Source organism: Cupriavidus sp. FW305-27 (assembly GCF_058787995.1).
This window is the reverse complement of sequence record NZ_JBYTAG010000045.1, coordinates 13,986-28,873: the sequence shown is the minus strand read 5'-3', so window position 1 is coordinate 28,873 and position 14,888 is coordinate 13,986. Positions and strand designations below refer to the sequence as shown.

The 14,888-nt window shown below is 66.5% G+C and carries 13 protein-coding genes; 6 read left to right on the top strand and 7 right to left on the bottom strand.

Features of this window, described 5'->3' with window-relative positions; genetic code table 11:
• Positions 1 to 81: 81 nt before the first annotated feature.
• The gene (locus tag AC3WRI_RS21085) at positions 82 to 1,830 is read left to right on the top strand and encodes a class I adenylate-forming enzyme family protein (protein WP_010814170.1); all 1,749 of its coding nucleotides are present in this window, start codon (positions 82 to 84) and stop codon (positions 1,828 to 1,830) included.
• A gap of 47 nt (positions 1,831 to 1,877) precedes the next feature.
• The gene (locus tag AC3WRI_RS21080) at positions 1,878 to 2,720 is read left to right on the top strand and encodes an acid phosphatase (RefSeq protein ID WP_231881501.1); all 843 of its coding nucleotides are present in this window, start codon (positions 1,878 to 1,880) and stop codon (positions 2,718 to 2,720) included.
• Between the two features lie 32 nt (positions 2,721 to 2,752).
• Here AC3WRI_RS21080 and AC3WRI_RS21075 read toward each other — a convergent pair whose 3' ends face one another.
• From AC3WRI_RS21075 to AC3WRI_RS21065, 3 genes are all read right to left on the bottom strand, one after another.
• On the bottom strand, positions 2,753 to 3,235 hold the full coding sequence (locus AC3WRI_RS21075) for a CreA family protein (protein WP_010814168.1): 483 nt from the start codon (positions 3,233 to 3,235) through the stop codon (positions 2,753 to 2,755).
• A gap of 10 nt (positions 3,236 to 3,245) precedes the next feature.
• Positions 3,246 to 3,731 carry an acyl-CoA thioesterase gene (locus AC3WRI_RS21070; RefSeq protein ID WP_010814167.1) on the bottom strand — a complete coding sequence of 162 codons (486 nt, stop codon included), beginning with the start codon at positions 3,729 to 3,731 and terminating at the stop codon, positions 3,246 to 3,248.
• A gap of 210 nt (positions 3,732 to 3,941) precedes the next feature.
• Positions 3,942 to 4,223: an HU family DNA-binding protein gene (locus AC3WRI_RS21065; protein WP_010814166.1), complete on the bottom strand. Its 282-nt coding sequence runs from the start codon at positions 4,221 to 4,223 to the stop codon at positions 3,942 to 3,944.
• 509 nt (positions 4,224 to 4,732) lie between these two features.
• Here AC3WRI_RS21065 and AC3WRI_RS21060 point away from each other — a divergent pair.
• Both AC3WRI_RS21060 and AC3WRI_RS21055 read left to right on the top strand, forming a co-directional pair.
• Positions 4,733 to 5,935: an ammonium transporter gene (locus tag AC3WRI_RS21060; RefSeq protein ID WP_010814165.1), complete on the top strand. Its 1,203-nt coding sequence runs from the start codon at positions 4,733 to 4,735 to the stop codon at positions 5,933 to 5,935.
• Positions 5,936 to 6,148: 213 nt separating this feature from the next.
• Positions 6,149 to 7,003 (top strand): mechanosensitive ion channel family protein, encoded by an 855-nt coding sequence (locus AC3WRI_RS21055; protein WP_010814164.1) that lies wholly within the window; start codon positions 6,149 to 6,151, stop codon positions 7,001 to 7,003.
• 19 nt (positions 7,004 to 7,022) lie between these two features.
• Here AC3WRI_RS21055 and AC3WRI_RS21050 read toward each other — a convergent pair whose 3' ends face one another.
• Entirely contained in the window at positions 7,023 to 8,228 is a 1,206-nt protein-coding gene (locus tag AC3WRI_RS21050) for a Bcr/CflA family multidrug efflux MFS transporter (RefSeq protein ID WP_010814163.1), read from the bottom strand.
• A 393-nt stretch (positions 8,229 to 8,621) separates the two neighbouring features.
• Here AC3WRI_RS21050 and AC3WRI_RS21045 point away from each other — a divergent pair, with 393 nt between their 5' ends.
• The gene (locus AC3WRI_RS21045) at positions 8,622 to 9,209 is read left to right on the top strand and encodes a hypothetical protein (protein WP_058697084.1); all 588 of its coding nucleotides are present in this window, start codon (positions 8,622 to 8,624) and stop codon (positions 9,207 to 9,209) included.
• A 106-nt stretch (positions 9,210 to 9,315) separates the two neighbouring features.
• On the opposite strand, the gene mdoH is transcribed toward AC3WRI_RS21045, so the two are convergent.
• From mdoH to AC3WRI_RS21030, 3 genes are all read right to left on the bottom strand, one after another.
• Positions 9,316 to 11,928 carry a glucans biosynthesis glucosyltransferase MdoH gene (gene mdoH / locus AC3WRI_RS21040; RefSeq protein WP_492294007.1) on the bottom strand — a complete coding sequence of 871 codons (2,613 nt, stop codon included), beginning with the start codon at positions 11,926 to 11,928 and terminating at the stop codon, positions 9,316 to 9,318.
• Positions 11,901 to 13,499: a glucan biosynthesis protein G gene (locus AC3WRI_RS21035; RefSeq protein WP_037025456.1), complete on the bottom strand. Its 1,599-nt coding sequence runs from the start codon at positions 13,497 to 13,499 to the stop codon at positions 11,901 to 11,903. Before AC3WRI_RS21035 ends, mdoH begins: the two co-directional genes overlap by 28 nt.
• 367 nt (positions 13,500 to 13,866) lie before the next feature.
• On the bottom strand, positions 13,867 to 14,238 hold the full coding sequence (locus AC3WRI_RS21030) for a hypothetical protein (protein ID WP_010814159.1): 372 nt from the start codon (positions 14,236 to 14,238) through the stop codon (positions 13,867 to 13,869).
• A gap of 202 nt (positions 14,239 to 14,440) precedes the next feature.
• On the opposite strand from AC3WRI_RS21030, the gene AC3WRI_RS21025 reads away from it, so the two are divergent.
• Positions 14,441 to 14,872 (top strand): RT0821/Lpp0805 family surface protein, encoded by a 432-nt coding sequence (locus AC3WRI_RS21025; protein ID WP_010814158.1) that lies wholly within the window; start codon positions 14,441 to 14,443, stop codon positions 14,870 to 14,872.
• The last annotated feature ends 16 nt before the right edge of the window (positions 14,873 to 14,888 follow it).

The window sequence follows — 14,888 nt, the reverse complement described above, 5'->3', positions numbered from 1 at the left end:
CCCCCCCCCCCCCCCCCCCCCCCCCCCCCCGCCGCTTTCCTGCATTTCCCTCAACCTGCAGTGCAGTTCCGGGAGGCAGTCATGTCGAGCAATCCGCAGTTGGCCGGCACCTGGCCGGTCATGTCGCTGGCCGAGGCCCACGCCCGGCTTACCGCGCCCGGCGCGCCGTTCGAAACCGAAACGCGCGTGATCCGCGGCATCCCCACCACCGTCTGGAAGAACGCACCGCCCACGCTGCGCGAGCTGTTGCTGAACACGCGCGCGTTTGCCGACCGCACCTTCGTGGTCTATGAGGACGAGCGCGTCTCCTACGATGCCTTCCGTCGCGCCGCCATCGCCCTCGCCCATGCACTGGTGCGCGATGGCGTGCGCAAGGGCGACCGCGTGGCCGTAGCCATGCGCAACCTGCCTGAATGGCCGGTGGCGTTCTACGGCGCGCTGCTGGCGGGTGCCATCGTGACGCCGCTCAATGCCTGGTGGACCGGGGCCGAGCTGGAGTACGGCCTGGCCGATTCCGGCAGCCGCGTGGCGATCGTCGATGCCGAACGGCTCGACCGCATCCTGGAACACCTGCCGGGCTGCCCGGCGCTGGAACGCGTCTATGCCTCACGTGCCGGCGGCACCGCGGCCGAGCCGCGCGTGGCCCCGCTGGAAAGCGTGATCGGCAGCCCGGCTGACTGGGCCGCGCTGCCAGACCAGGCGCCGCCGCAGGTCGATATCGATCCGGACGACGACGCCACCATCTTCTACACCTCGGGCACCACCGGCAAACCCAAGGGCGCGCTCGGCACGCACCGCAACTCCACCAACGTGGCCGTTGCAGGCAGCTTCAGCCCGATGCGCAACCTGTTGCGCCGGGGCGAGCCGATTCCCGCGCCGGACCCCGCCGCGCCGCAAAAGGCCATGTTGCTGGCGGTGCCGTTCTTCCATGTCACCGGCTGCATGGCGGTGCTCAACGGCGCCATCGCCACCGGCGGAAAGATCGTGCTGATGCACCGCTGGGACGCGCTGCGCGGCATGGAGCTGATCGAGCGCGAGCGCTGCACCGCGGCCGGCGGCGTGCCCACCATCGCGTGGCAGATCCTGGAGCATCCGGAGCGCGGCCGCTTCGACCTGTCCTCGCTGGAGAACGTCAACTACGGCGGCGCGCCGGCATCGCCCGAACTGGTGCGGCGCATCGGCGAGGTATTCCCGCTGGCCGCTCCCGGCATCGGCTGGGGCATGACGGAAACGTCGTCCACCTTCACCAGCCACAGCGCCGAGGAATACGTGATGCGCCCGGACAGCAGCGGCCCGGCGCTGCCGATCGGCGAGATGAAGGTGGTGGACGGGCACGGCCGCGCCTTGCCACCCGGCGCAACCGGCGAGCTGATGGCGCGCGGTGCCAATGTCGTGCGCGGCTACTGGAACAAGCCCGAGGCCACGGCGCAGACCTTTGCCGACGGCTGGCTGCGCACCGGCGACATTGCGCGGCTGGATGAGGAAGGCTACGTCTATATCGTCGACCGGATGAAGGACATGCTGATCCGCGGCGGCGAGAACATCTACTGCATCGAGGTGGAAAGCACCCTGTACGAGCATCCCGCGGTGATGGATGCCGCGGTGGTCGGACTCGCGCACAAGACGCTGGGCGAAGAACCGGCCGCGGTGATCAGCCTGAAGCCCGGCATGCAGGCAAGCGAGGCCGAGCTGCAGGATTTCGTGCGCACCCGGCTGGCGGCATTCAAGGTGCCGGTGCGTATCCTGATTTACCAGGAGATGCTGCCGCGCAATGCCAATGGCAAGATCCTGAAGTCGAACCTGCGCAAGCTGTTCGACGCTGCCACCTGAGCTGCGGCAGGAGCGCCGACTCGACAAGAACAACAAGGAACGACAAATTGACGGAACAAGCAAAGCGTGACCACTCCCCGTCCGCCCCGGTGCGGGCAACTATCGCGGTGGCACTCGCCGCCCTGGTGGCTGGCTGCGCCGCCGGCGGCACCAACCTGTCCGCGGTGCCGGAACTGCGCCCGGGCGTGCCTGCCGGCTACCTGGCTACCGACGCGCGCCCGGACAGCCTGAAGCTGCTGCCCGCGCCGCCGGCGCAGGGCTCGGCAGCGCTGGCGCTGGATGAGGATGCCGCGCGGCAGGCCGGGACGCTGCGCGGTTCACCGCGCTGGCAAGTGGCTGGCGAGGATGCCGTGTTGACGTTCCCGCAGGCCGCCAGCGCATTCTCCTGCGCGCTGGGCGTGCCGGTCAGCGAGAAAGAAACGCCGTACCTGAACATCCTGCTGCGCCGCAGCCTGGTCGATGCCGGCCTGTCCACCTACAAGGCCAAGGACCACTACAAGCGCACACGCCCCTTCGTTGCCAACAAGACCCAGATGTGCACGCCGGCCGAGACCGCCAAGCTGGAAAAGGACGGTTCGTACCCGTCCGGCCACAGCGCCATCGGCTGGGCCTGGGCGCTGATCCTGGCTGAGGTCGAGCCGGAACGCGCCAATGACATCCTGGCGCGCGGGCGCGCGTTCGGCCAGAGCCGCGTGGTCTGCAACGTGCACTGGCAAAGCGATGTCAACGAGGGCCGCATGATGGCCGCGGCAACGGTGGCGCGGCTGCATGCCGACCCCACCTTCCGCGCCGACCTGGACCGCGCCCGCCGCGAAGTGGCGGCGGCACGCGCCAGCGGCGCGCGCCCGTCGCGCGACTGCCAGGCGGAGAGCGCGGCGCTGGCGCCCTGATCCACCAGGTGCCGGGGCCGGCTGCTGCAGGGTTACTTCACCGGGATAACCGTGCCGGCCGGCACCGGCACGGCGGTGACGCTGTTCTGCGGGCTGCCGCTGACAATGCGGTCGGAGTACGTCAGGTACACCAGCGTATTGCGCTTGCGGTCGACCGCGCGCACGACATGCAGGGCCTTGAACAGGATCGACATGCGTTCGGAGAAGACGTTGTCCTGTTGCCGGATCGGCCCCTTGAAGGCGATCGTGGCCACCTGCCGGCAGGCGATCGATGCCTCCGGCGGGTCTTCGGCCATGCCCAGCTGGCCCTTGATGCCGCCCGTGCGGGCGCGCGACACATAGCAGGTCACGCCGTCCACCTGGGGGTCGTCATAGGCTTCGATCACGACCTTGTCGGAGCCGGTCATGCGGAAATTGGTACTGACGCTGCCGATCTCCTCGGCGTGGGCGCCCGAGGCGGCGGTCAGACAGACGACGGCCAGGACCGTGCGGATGCGATTGCAGTAGCGCTTCATGGCGGGGTATTCAGGTCACCGACGACTTGATGTCGTCGTGGCGCTTTTCCATTTCCTGGCGCAGCGCGCGGCGCTGCTGGGCGGCGGCAAAGCGCTGGCGCTCCACCTCGTCGCGCGGCTCCAGCGGCGGCACCTCGGCCGGCGTGCCGTTGTCGTCCACGGCCACCATGGTGAAGTAGCAGCTGTTGGTATGGCGCACCAGCTTGCTGCGGATATTTTCCGTCACCACCTTGATGCCGATTTCCATCGAGCTGCGGCCGGTGAAGTTGACCGAGGCCAGGAAGGTCACCAGCTCGCCCACGTGGATCGGCTGGCGAAACACCACCTGGTCGACCGACAGCGTTACCACGTAGCGGCCGGCGTAGCGGCTGGCGCAGGCATAGGCAACCATGTCCAGGTACTTGAGGATGGTGCCGCCGTGGACGTTGCCGGAGAAGTTGGCCATGTCCGGCGTCATCAGCACGGTCATGGAAAGCTGGTGGGACAGATCGTTCATGATGCGGGTACGGATTGCGGGGGCGGGATTTCTGGGGCGAACCTGCGACGGCGGCATTGCCTGACTGCACGCCGGAACGCTGGCGCCGGCAGTTTAACCCGGATCGTGCCCGCCGTTGCCGGCTGCAGCCCGGTACCGGCAGGCGTGGCCGTGCCATGCAACAAAAAAGCGGCCTGCAAGGCCGCTTTTCACGCTGTGGACGCAAACTGCTTACTTCTTCTTGTTCACCGCGTCCTTGAAACCCTGCCCGGCAGAGAACTTGACCGTCTTGGCGGCCGGGATCTTGATGGTTTCACCGGTGCGCGGATTGCGGCCGGTGCGGGCGGCGCGTTTGCCGGCGCTGAAGCTGCCAAAGCCCACCAGCGTCACCGAATCGCCCTTTGCCACTGCCTTCTTGATACTGTCCAGCGCTGCGTTGAGCGCGCGCTCGGCGGCGGCATTGCTCAGTTCTGCTTCCGCGGCGATGGCCGATACCAGTTCACCTTTATTCATGGCTGATTTCCCTTGTTGGTCGTCGTCACCGATGTGCGTGCCTCGCGGCAAAGCCATCGATCGGCGCAGTCTAATCTGCCCGTCGCGCGTAGAGCAATCCCCAGTGGCACCAATGCGACAAAAAAACCCGCAAATCCTTGATTGAGGCCGGTTAGCGGGCAATTTTCCACGCTTTTCCCGCTTGCCAGAAGCCGGCTTTGCCGGGCCGTCCCGCAGCGCGGCAACGCCAGACCGGCCCGCGCGTGGGGCAAACCAGCAGCATAGGATAGATTCCCATAAATGGGGCGCCGCACCATAACGGTTCAGCCCGCGCCGCCGTTTCGCGCCATTTTGGCGCATTCGCACTATCACGGCGATGCCAGCGGCAACGCTACCAGCAGCGCCCGCCCCTGCCTGCGCGCGGTATTCCGGTGCGGTTTTACCCGACAAGGTGCACGTGGCACCAGGATGCGGCCGTTGCTGGAATGCTTTTTGCGTACCCACGCTCCCATTTTGAGCATGAGGTCACTATGGACGACTGGAAGACCGGCACCGACGCCCTGTTTATCCTGCTAGGCGCCATCATGGTGCTGGCCATGCACGCCGGCTTCGCCTTCCTGGAACTGGGCACGGTGCGCAAGAAGAACCAGGTCAACGCACTGGTAAAGATCCTGGTGGATTTTGCAGTTTCGACCATCGCCTATTTCTTTATCGGCTACACCATTGCCTACGGCGTGCAATTCATGTCCGGGGCCGAAACGCTGGCGCAGAAAAACGGTTACGAACTGGTCAAGTTCTTTTTCCTGGCGACATTTGCCGCGGCCATTCCTGCGATTATCTCGGGCGGTATTGCCGAGCGTTCACGCTTCAACCCGCAACTGGTCGCCACCTTCGTGCTGGTAGGTTTTGTCTATCCGTTCTTCGAAGGCATCGCCTGGAACCAGCGCTATGGTGTGCAGGACTGGATTACGCGCGTGGCCGGCGCGCCATTCCATGACTTCGCCGGCTCGGTGGTGGTGCATGCGCTGGGCGGCTGGATCGCGCTGCCCGCGGTGCTGCTGCTGGGCGCACGGCGCGGGCGCTACCAGAAGGACGGCCGCATCAGCGCCCATCCGCCCTCAAACATCCCGTTCCTGGCGCTAGGCGCCTGGGTGCTGGCGGTGGGCTGGTTCGGCTTCAACGTCATGAGCGCGCAGACGGTCGACAAGGTCAGCGGCCTGGTGGCAATCAACTCGCTGATGGCAATGGCCGGCGGCACGCTGGCGGCCTGGGCGGCCGGACGCAACGACCCGGGCTTTGCCTACAACGGGCCGCTGGCCGGACTGGTGGCGGTGTGCGCTGGCTCGGACCTGATGCACCCGCTCGGCGCGCTGATCACCGGCGCGGTGGCCGGCGCGCTCTTTGTCTATATGTTCACGCTGGCGCAGAACAAATGGCATATCGATGACGTGCTCGGCGTGTGGCCTCTGCACGGGCTGTGCGGCGCCTGGGGCGGCATTGCCGCGGGCATCTTCGGGGCCAGGACGCTGGGCGGGTTGGGCGGTGTGTCGCTGGGCGCGCAGGCGATCGGCACCGTGCTTGGCATCGTGGTGGCGCTGGCCGGGGGCACCCTGGTATATGGCGCGCTGAAGAAGCTGGTGGGCATCCGGCTCGATGCCGAAGGCGAATTCAACGGAGCGGACCTGACCTTGCACCGGATTTCGGCAACGCCGGAACGGGAAACCAACTGGTAATGGCGTGCGGGCCGTCCTGATTTAAATAGACAAGCTGCGCAAGGCAGCTTGTCTTAACAATAATTTGCTTGCACTTCCGGTACGGCGTCTCAATAATTGCCGTGCCCATGTATTGCGCCGCAACAGCGCGCAGGGCTAGCACATTGCTGCCGGCTGAATCGGGGGATGTTGTGCCGGCGGCCGGCCGGACACCAACATGAAAGGACTACGCCGATGGATGCCACTACCTTCGATAACCTCAAGGCCCTGGTCGTCACCTACGCGACAGAATTCGGGGTCAAGATCCTGGCGGCCCTTGCCTTCTGGGTCATCGGCCGCTGGCTGATCCACTTTGTCGTGCGCATGGTGCAGAACGCGCTCGGCAAGCAGAAGGTCGATCCCACGCTGCTGCGCTATGTCGGCTCGATCGTCACCGTGACGCTGAACGTGGTGCTGGTGATCGGCATCCTCGGCTACTTCGGCATCCAGACCACGACCTTCGCCGCACTGATCGCCGCCGCTGGCGTGGCCATCGGCATGGCCTGGTCGGGGTTGATGGCGAACTTCGCTGCCGGTGCGTTCCTGGTGGTGCTGCGCCCGTTCAAGGTGGGAGACTTCGTGACGATCGGCGGCGTGACCGGAACGGTGCGCGAGATCGGCCTGTTCGCGACCTCGCTCGACACACCGGACAATGTGCAGACCGTGGTCGGCAACAACAAGATCTTCAGCGATACCATCCAGAACTTCACGGCCAACCCGTACCGGCGCGTGGAACTGAAAGCGCAGCTTGCCGGCAGCACCGACACCGCCCATGCGGCAGCGCTGCTGAAGGCCCGCATCGCGGAGATCCCCAACGTGCTGGCCGAGCCCCCGGTCGATGTCGAGATCCTGGAGTTCACGCTGGTCGGCCCGGTGCTGGCGGTGCGCCCGTACTGCCACAACGACCACTACTGGCAAGTCTATTTCGATACCAACCGCATCATCCGCGAGAGCTTCGGCCAGGCCGGCTATGCCGCACCAATGCCGGCGCAGATGGTGGTGGTGCAACAGGCTTTGGCGCAGCAGGCCGCCGCGCAACAGGCTGCCTGACGACGGCTCGCAGACGGTATCAGCGGGGGCCTGAGCGCCCGTAGTATCGCATCAGCACCGCGCCCGCGCCGCAGGCTGCCATCACCACGCCCAGCGGCAGCGCGGTGCCGTCGCGCCACAGGCTGACTGCCGCGCCGCCCAGCGTCCCGAGTGAAAACTGCAGCGTGCCCATCAGCGCCGAAGCCGTGCCGGCGCGATGGCCCTGATGGGCGAGCGCCAGTGCCGACGCATTCGGCGATACGCAGCCGAGCGCGCCGATAAAGACGAAAAAGCCCGCCAGCAGCACCGGCAGCACCGCCACGCCTGCAAGCGCGGCAACAGCCAGCGCCAGGCCCGCTGCACAGGCAGCCAGCAGCGCGCCCCCGAGCACCTGATCGAGCGAGCGGCCGCGCACCAGCCTGGCGTTGAGCTGCGACATCGTGATCAGGCCCAGCGCATTGGCACCGAACACAAAACCGTAGTGCGACGGCGCAATGCCGTGCAGCTCGATCAGCACGAACGGCGAGCCGGAGATATACGCGAACATGCCCGCCGAGCCGAAACCCGCAGACAGCGAATAGCCGAGGAATTCGCGATCCCGCAGCAGCTCGGCGTAGCTTTTCGCCACCGTGCCGAGCCTCAGCGGCGCCGCATGGCGCCGGTCCAGCGATTCCTCCATGCGCAGGTGTACCAGCAGCAGGATCAGCATCCCTGCCACCGCCAGCACCCAGAAGATCGCGCGCCAGCCCGACACCGAGAGAATGGCGCCGCCGACGATCGGTGCCAGGATCGGCGCAACCCCCATCACCAGCATCAGCGACGAGAAGGCGCGCGCCGACTCATGCGCCTCAAGCCGGTCGCGGATCACCGCGCGTGCCATCACCATGCCGGCGCAGCCGCCCAGCGCCTGCAGGAAGCGCCACAGCATCAGCGACTCCACGCTGCGTGCCAGCGCGCAGCCCACCGCGGCGGCCACATAGAGGCACAGACCGACATAGAGCGGCGGCTTGCGCCCGAAGCGGTCGCTGAACGGCCCATAGAACGCCTGCCCCAGCGCCAGCCCCACCAGGAATGTGCCGAGGGTCAACTGCACCTGGCCGATGTCCACGCCGAGATCGCCGGCCAGCGACGGAAAACTCGGCAGGTACATGTCGATCGACAACGGCGCGATCGCCATCAGCGAACCGCAGATCAGCAGCCAGGCAGGAAAGCGCGCGGCCGAGGCAGCGCTGGTGGAACGGAGCATGGGAAGTATCCGGGGCGAACGGCGTTGTCATGCACGGCCAGCCTGCTTGCGCCGCAGCCCGCGCCTGCAACCCGTGAAAAGACGCAATTGTTGCACAGCATAACGAAAGCGGTACGGCACTGGCGTAGCGGGTTTTGAAACAGTCGTTCAGAAAAACTGCCCCGCCAAGGTCGGGTTCGATGATGCTGGCGAAGTTGGCGCTATTGGTGAATAGTGGTGTCAGGTCATTTGCGATCACGGCAGCGCGAATCCGGCGCTGCGGATGCCCTTGCGGGGTGGCGCGGCTTTCACCTGTGGCAAGGTGGAGGGTACAATGCCAGCCTGTCGGCGCAAGCCACACCGTCGGCCACGCAGAGACGGACGACAGTATCGGTCCCGGCAACGTTAGCCTGCATGAGAATACGACACACGCCGCTTTCCGCTTCGCTAGGCCCGGCCGCACTCGCGGCTGCGCTGCTGTTGCCTCAGCCCCAGCCCGGCAACGCCGCGCCGGCGCAGGCGCGCAATGTCGCCGCCTCGGCGCCGGCCCCAGCGATCGATGAGGCCGACCCGCTGTCACGCATGCTCAAGGGCGCTGCCACTGGCCAGAACACCGGCGCCGCCGGCGTGCCTGAATTGCTGCGCAACACCACGCGGCCCGACAACGTGCTGGCACGCGCCTGCCGCCAGCTCAACGACGCCCTGCCAATCGAAATCGACGGAGAAACGCGGCTGCGCCGCTGCCAGTCGATCCCCGGCAAGCATGTGCTGTTCCAGCTGGAGCTCACCAACTACCGCGGGCCGATGCTGGACCTGGCCAGCTTCGAGGTCAACTACGCTGCGCCCCTGCAGCGCAATATCTGCGCCAACCGCGACGTCGAGATCCTGACCAAGCTAGGCATCAGCCTGATGTTCCGCTACATGACGCGCAAGGACCGTGGCGAGCGCCGCATCGGCGATGTCTACATCAACGCGCCCATCTGCACGGCCGCGCTGCGCTAGCCAATACAAACAAGAATCGATTGCAATTGATGCGGCACGGCACGCCGCCCGCGCAAAAGAAAGACGGCCCGCAGATGCGGGCCGTTCTCGTTTGGGTCAGTACCGCTCAGGCAGCGCGCGGGCGCAGCGGCAGCACGTTGGCCGCGCGCCGCACCAGGATGCGCGTGTCCTTCCAGCCGGCATCGGCCAGCGGCGAGCCCCACACCAGTTCATGCAGGCGTGCCAGTGCAAACGGATTGCCCAGCAGCACATGCTTCTGCGCGGGCGTCAGCGCGCGCGGGCCATGCGTGAGCGCATGCTCGACCAGGGCCTCATGGCGCTTGCGTGCCGATTCCGGCTGCACCACGCGCGGCGTGGCGGTCGCGCACATCAGCGCATTGGTAACCGGGTCCACCACGGCATCGACAAAGTCAGGCGTTTCGGCCGCGGCTTCGACATGCTGCTGCGTCTCGACGATCTCGCGCGGTACCTGCGTCTCCTCGGGGATCATGAAGAGGCCCGCATTGCGCGAGGCGCGACCGAACGACACCCGCGACAGCATCACCGACAACGGGATCGACAGCGCCAGCGAGCCCACGATCGGCAGCAGCCACAGCACGTAGGACGGGTTCAGCCAGTACACCAGGCCACCCCAAGCCAGGCCCAGGGCGGTGTGCCAGCCGTGGCGACGGAATGCTTCGCCCCAGCTGGTCTCGGCGTCTTCGCGCGGGGGCGACTTCCACGAGATGCCCCAGCCGCTGTACGCGGCGATCACGAACTTGGTGTGGAACAGCATGCGCGTGGGCGCCAGCAGCGCGGACAGCATCACCTCGATCAGCATGCTGGCAATCAGCTGCACCGCCCCGCCATAACGGCGCGCCTGCTTCAGCAGCAGCACCACGCTGGCCAGCTTGGGCAGGAACAGCAGCGTGGCCGTGGCGGAGAACAAGGCCAGCGCTTTTTCCGGATGCCATTCGGGCCAGGTCGGGAACAGCTGGTATTGCTGCGTGAAGTACTCCGGCGGCACCAGCGCGTGCTTGGCCAGCATCGCCGTGGACAGCAGCAGGAACAGCAGCCACAACGGCGCCGACAGGTAGGCCATGATGCCGGTCAGGAACACCGCGCGGTGCACCACGTGGAAGCCCTGCTTGAGCCACAGCCTGAAGTTCATCAGGTTGCCCTGGCACCAGCGGCGGTCGCGCTTGACCTCGTCCAGCAGGTTCGGCGGCAGTTCTTCGTACGAGCCTTCCAGGTCGTAGGCGATCCACACGCCCCAGCCGGCACGGCGCATCAGCGCGGCTTCGACAAAGTCGTGCGACAGGATCTCACCCGACAGCGGGCCGCGGCCGGGCAACGGCGCCAGCGCGCAGTGCTCGATGAACGGATGCACGCGGATGATGGCGTTATGGCCCCAGTAGTGCGATTCACCCAGCTGCCAGTAATGCAGGCCGGCCGTGAACAGCGGCCCGTACACGCGCGTGGCGAACTGCTGCACGCGCGCGTAGAGGGTCTCGCGACCCACTGCCAGGGGTGCGGACTGGATGATGCCCGCGCCGGGGTTGGCTTCCATCAGCCGCACCAGCGTGGCCAGGCAGTCGCCGCTCATCACGCTGTCGGCATCGAGTACCACCATGTAGCGGTACTTGCTGCCCCAGCGGCGGCAGAAGTCGGCCACGTTGCCGGTCTTGCGCTTCACGCGGTGGCGGCGCCAGCGGTAGAAGATGCGGCCAAAGCCGCCGACGGCGCGGCACAGCTCCATCCACGCGTCATGCTCGGCGGTGCGCAGGTCCGGATTGCCACTGTCCGACAGCACGATGAAATCGAAGTTGGACAGGTGGCTGGTGCGCGCCAGCGATTCATAGGTGGCGCGCAACCCCGCGAACACGCGCGTCACGTCCTCATTGCAGATCGGCATGATGATCGCGGTGCGCGCCTCGGGCGCTATCGGCCCGTCGGGCGCGGCCGAGCGCGAGATCAGGTGGCGGTCGCCGCCCTTGGCCAGCACCAGGAAGCCCATCATTGCCGTCCAGAAGCCGGCCGACACCCATGAGAACAGGACGGCGAACAGCACCAGGATGGCGATCTCGAGCGGATCGGCGCCGTGGTATGGCAGCACGTTGCTCATGAAGTAGGTGGCCAGCACGGTCTGGATCACGACCAGGCCCAGCAGGAACCAGCGTCGGTGCGAGCCGGCGGGATGCCATTTGCCTTCGGCATCGGGACCGTCGTGCAGCGTGTCCCAGGTCTCGGGCACGGGCGGGCGGCCGAGCATGCGGCGCCAGGTATTGCGCAGCCAGCCGGTGACGATATGCGGCGGCCATTGGCGCGGCACCATCGAGCTGCGCTCGGGCTCGGGGCCGGTGTCGACCTTCACGGTGCCGTCTTCGCGCCGCTGCAGCAGCGGTGCGCTATCCACCTGGGGATTGCCGTATGCGATCGTGAAACGCCGGCCGACAGAGGCGTAGGCACTGCCGCCTTGCGCGGGCGGCGTGTCCTTGGCCGCCAGGCGCGACTGCAGGCGCGTGATCGCGTCCTGCGCATCGCGGCCGTCGGCGGTAACGGCGATCACGGGGGCAACGGATGCCACGGGCGTGACCGGTGCGACCGGCGTCGCGGGCGCGCCGTCTGCCAGCAGTTCGCTGCGCACTTCAGGCGATACCGGCAGGCGGTCGACATAGCGCTCGCATGCCGCCGCCTTGGCCGGTCGCTGCTTTAGCCTGGGGGTAAGATGTAGCTCCATGTCTCGGATAGGGTTGTATTGCCGTTGCGAAGATAGCCGCGCAACTCAACCGGCTTGGTTTCGTCCTTGCGGCGCATCACCATGGTCATGCGCCAGCCGCCGGTCGCCTCATTGCGCTGCACCGACGTTTTCAGCAGCTCACCGTTGGCATCGGCCGAAACTACCGGGTCGATGCGCACGTTCGCCGGCAGCTTGCCGAAGGCCGGGCCTTCGAAGTCCACCACCAGCGAAAAGCTCGTGTCTTCCTTGTTGCGGGTCTGGCCCTGCCCCAACCGGGTCTGGGTCACCCACGACAGCGGCGGTTGTTGTTCGCCGTCCTTCTGCCACAGCAGCCGGTACTCATAGTCGAAGGGTTGCTTCGGCTTGGGCGGGTTGTCCGGCACCCAGTACGCGACGATATTGTCGTTGGTCTCGTCCGGCGTCGGGATCAGCACCAGCTCTACCCGGCCCGAGCCCCAGTTGCCTCGCGGCTGCACCCAGCCACTCGGCCGGCGCTCATACCACGAGCCGATCTCCTGGTAGCTGTTGAAGGTGCGGTCGCGCTGCATCAGCCCGAAGCCCTGCGGATTGGTCGCCGCGAACGAGGTGACCAGCAAGCGCTTGGGATTGACCAGCGGGCGCCAGACCCATTCGCCGGTGCCCAGGTGGATCGACAGGCCGTCAGAGTCATGCACCTCGGGACGGAAATCCTGTGCGGGCGACGGCTGGTTCTCGCCGAACAGGAACATGCTGGTCAGCGGCGCCAGGCCCAGCTTGGTCACGTTCTCGCGCAGGTAGAGGCGCGACTTGACCTCCATCGCGGTCTCGGCGCCGGGCTTGATGGTGAAACGGTACGCGCCGCTCATGCGGCGCGAATCCATCAGCGCGTAGATCGTGATCTCCTTGGCATTGGGGCCGGGACGCTCGATCCAGTACTCAACAAAGCGCGGGAACTCCTCGCCCGAATTGAGCGCGGTGTCCACCGCCAGGCCGCGTGCCGACAAGCCGTACCACTGGTCCTTGCCCAGCGCGCGGAAATAGCTCGCGCCCAGGAACGACGCCAGCTCATCCTTGCGCTTGCCCTGGTTCAGCGGATACAGGATGCGGAAGCCCGCGAAGCCCAGGCCCTTGAGCTTGCCGGCATCGACCTTGTGCGGGCCGTAGTTGAACGCGGACGGGTCGAAGCGGAATTCACGCACGCTGTTGCCCACCACTTCATGGATGCGCACGGGCTGGTCGAACACCATGCCCTCGTGGAAGAATGACAGCTCGAACGGCACGCGCGTGCCGCGCCAGGCAAAGCGCTCGGGCTTGTATTCGATCTCGCGGTAGCGCTCGTACGACAGCTCGCGCAACTCGCGCGGCAGGTTCTGCGGGGGCGCCTTGTAAGGCGAGGCTGCCAGCTGGCGCGCGCGCGCCGCCACCGTGTCGAAATCGAACGCCTGGGCTGCCATGGCACACAGCGCCAGCGCGCTGCCACCAAGCCAGGCTGCGATCCGCACACCCGCCCGCGCCGCCCGGCGGCGGGCCCCCGGCCCGGCGGCGGGCAAGGTATGGGGAATGGACAGGCGTGGCGTGGCGATCTGTGACATGTATGCCAGGGTAAGCGGTTGAATCGGGGTGACCGGCATCGGCGGTCGGAACGAAGGACGACACAGCAAGAGACGGGCCCTGCGCCGAGTGGCGAGGCCCGGACACGAGGCAGACGGCCCGCGGGGCACTGTGTCCGGTTTGTTGCGATGCGCAATAAACCATAACAATTCGAGACGCAAAAGTCACGTTTCGATCACGCAAGGTTTGAAACAAAATGTTGGCCAGGTTGCCTGAAAGCCGCTCCGGACAAGGCTTTGCGGGCGTCGGGGTCACACGGCCGCAAGCCCCGGCGAGGCGAACGCCTCCCGGCTGCGAGAATCTGGTGCGGATCGGGGCCGACCGGCAGCCGGCCCTTTTAATACGGTGTTACTTTTTAGCGCCTTCGCTGTACGGATCGAACTTGCCGCTCTTGGCGCCTTCGGAATACGGATCGAACTTCCCGCTCTTCATGCCACCCTGGCTATATGAGTCGAAGGATTTCTGCGCGCCGCCCTGGATCGGCTCCATCTGGTCAGGGCGGGCACCCGGGTTCAGCGAAGTCACGTTGTCGCTTTTTGCGCCATCCGAGTACGGGCTGAATTTGTCCTGCTTGGCGCCATCGGAGTAGGTACTGAACTTGTCTTGCTTGGCGCCGTCGGTGTAAGGATTGAATTTGTCGGCCTTGCCCGTGGTCTGGGCGTGCAGCGTGCCGAATGCGCAGGCCAGGGCCAGGCCGATGGTCAGATAGCTCAGCTTCATGGGATCTCCTCTCGCTGGGGGAAAGGCGCTTGCCTTGCAAAGCGCACGGCAGGCGCCGCTGCCGGCCGACGCGAAGCGCGGGGGCAACAATCAACGCTAGGTCAGCGGCTGGCACGTGTCAACCGCACCGCAGCGCCGCTGCGGCGCTGCATTGCGCTTACAATGCCACCCAAACGCCACCACGAAGCCACAAGGAATCGTCATGCTGCCTCGGCCATCCGACCCTACCGTCAGCCCTGTCCGCCCTGCCCTGCGCGCCGCCGTCACTGGCGCGCTTGGTGCCGCCCTGCTGTTTGCCGCTGCGGCACCGGCGCAGGCGTACTTCGACAACTACCTGAGCGGCACCATCATCGGCACGCTCAACGACAAGGAAGGCGCATCGCTGGCCAAGTCAGTGCGCACCGCACTGAACGATACGGCCGACGGCAAGACGGTTGAATGGACGTTCCCGGCGGCGGGGCGGCGCCAGCAGATCGACGGCACCATCACGCCGGTCGAAAGCAAGACCGACAAGGGCCAGCCCTGCCGGCGCCTGAAGTCTGACCTCAAGCGCGGCAGCGCTGAAGAGCACTGGAGCGGCTGGTTCTGCAAGCAGTCCAACGGGCAATGGAAGTCGCGCCACGTCGATGAGTAAGCGGCGCTGAGCGCTC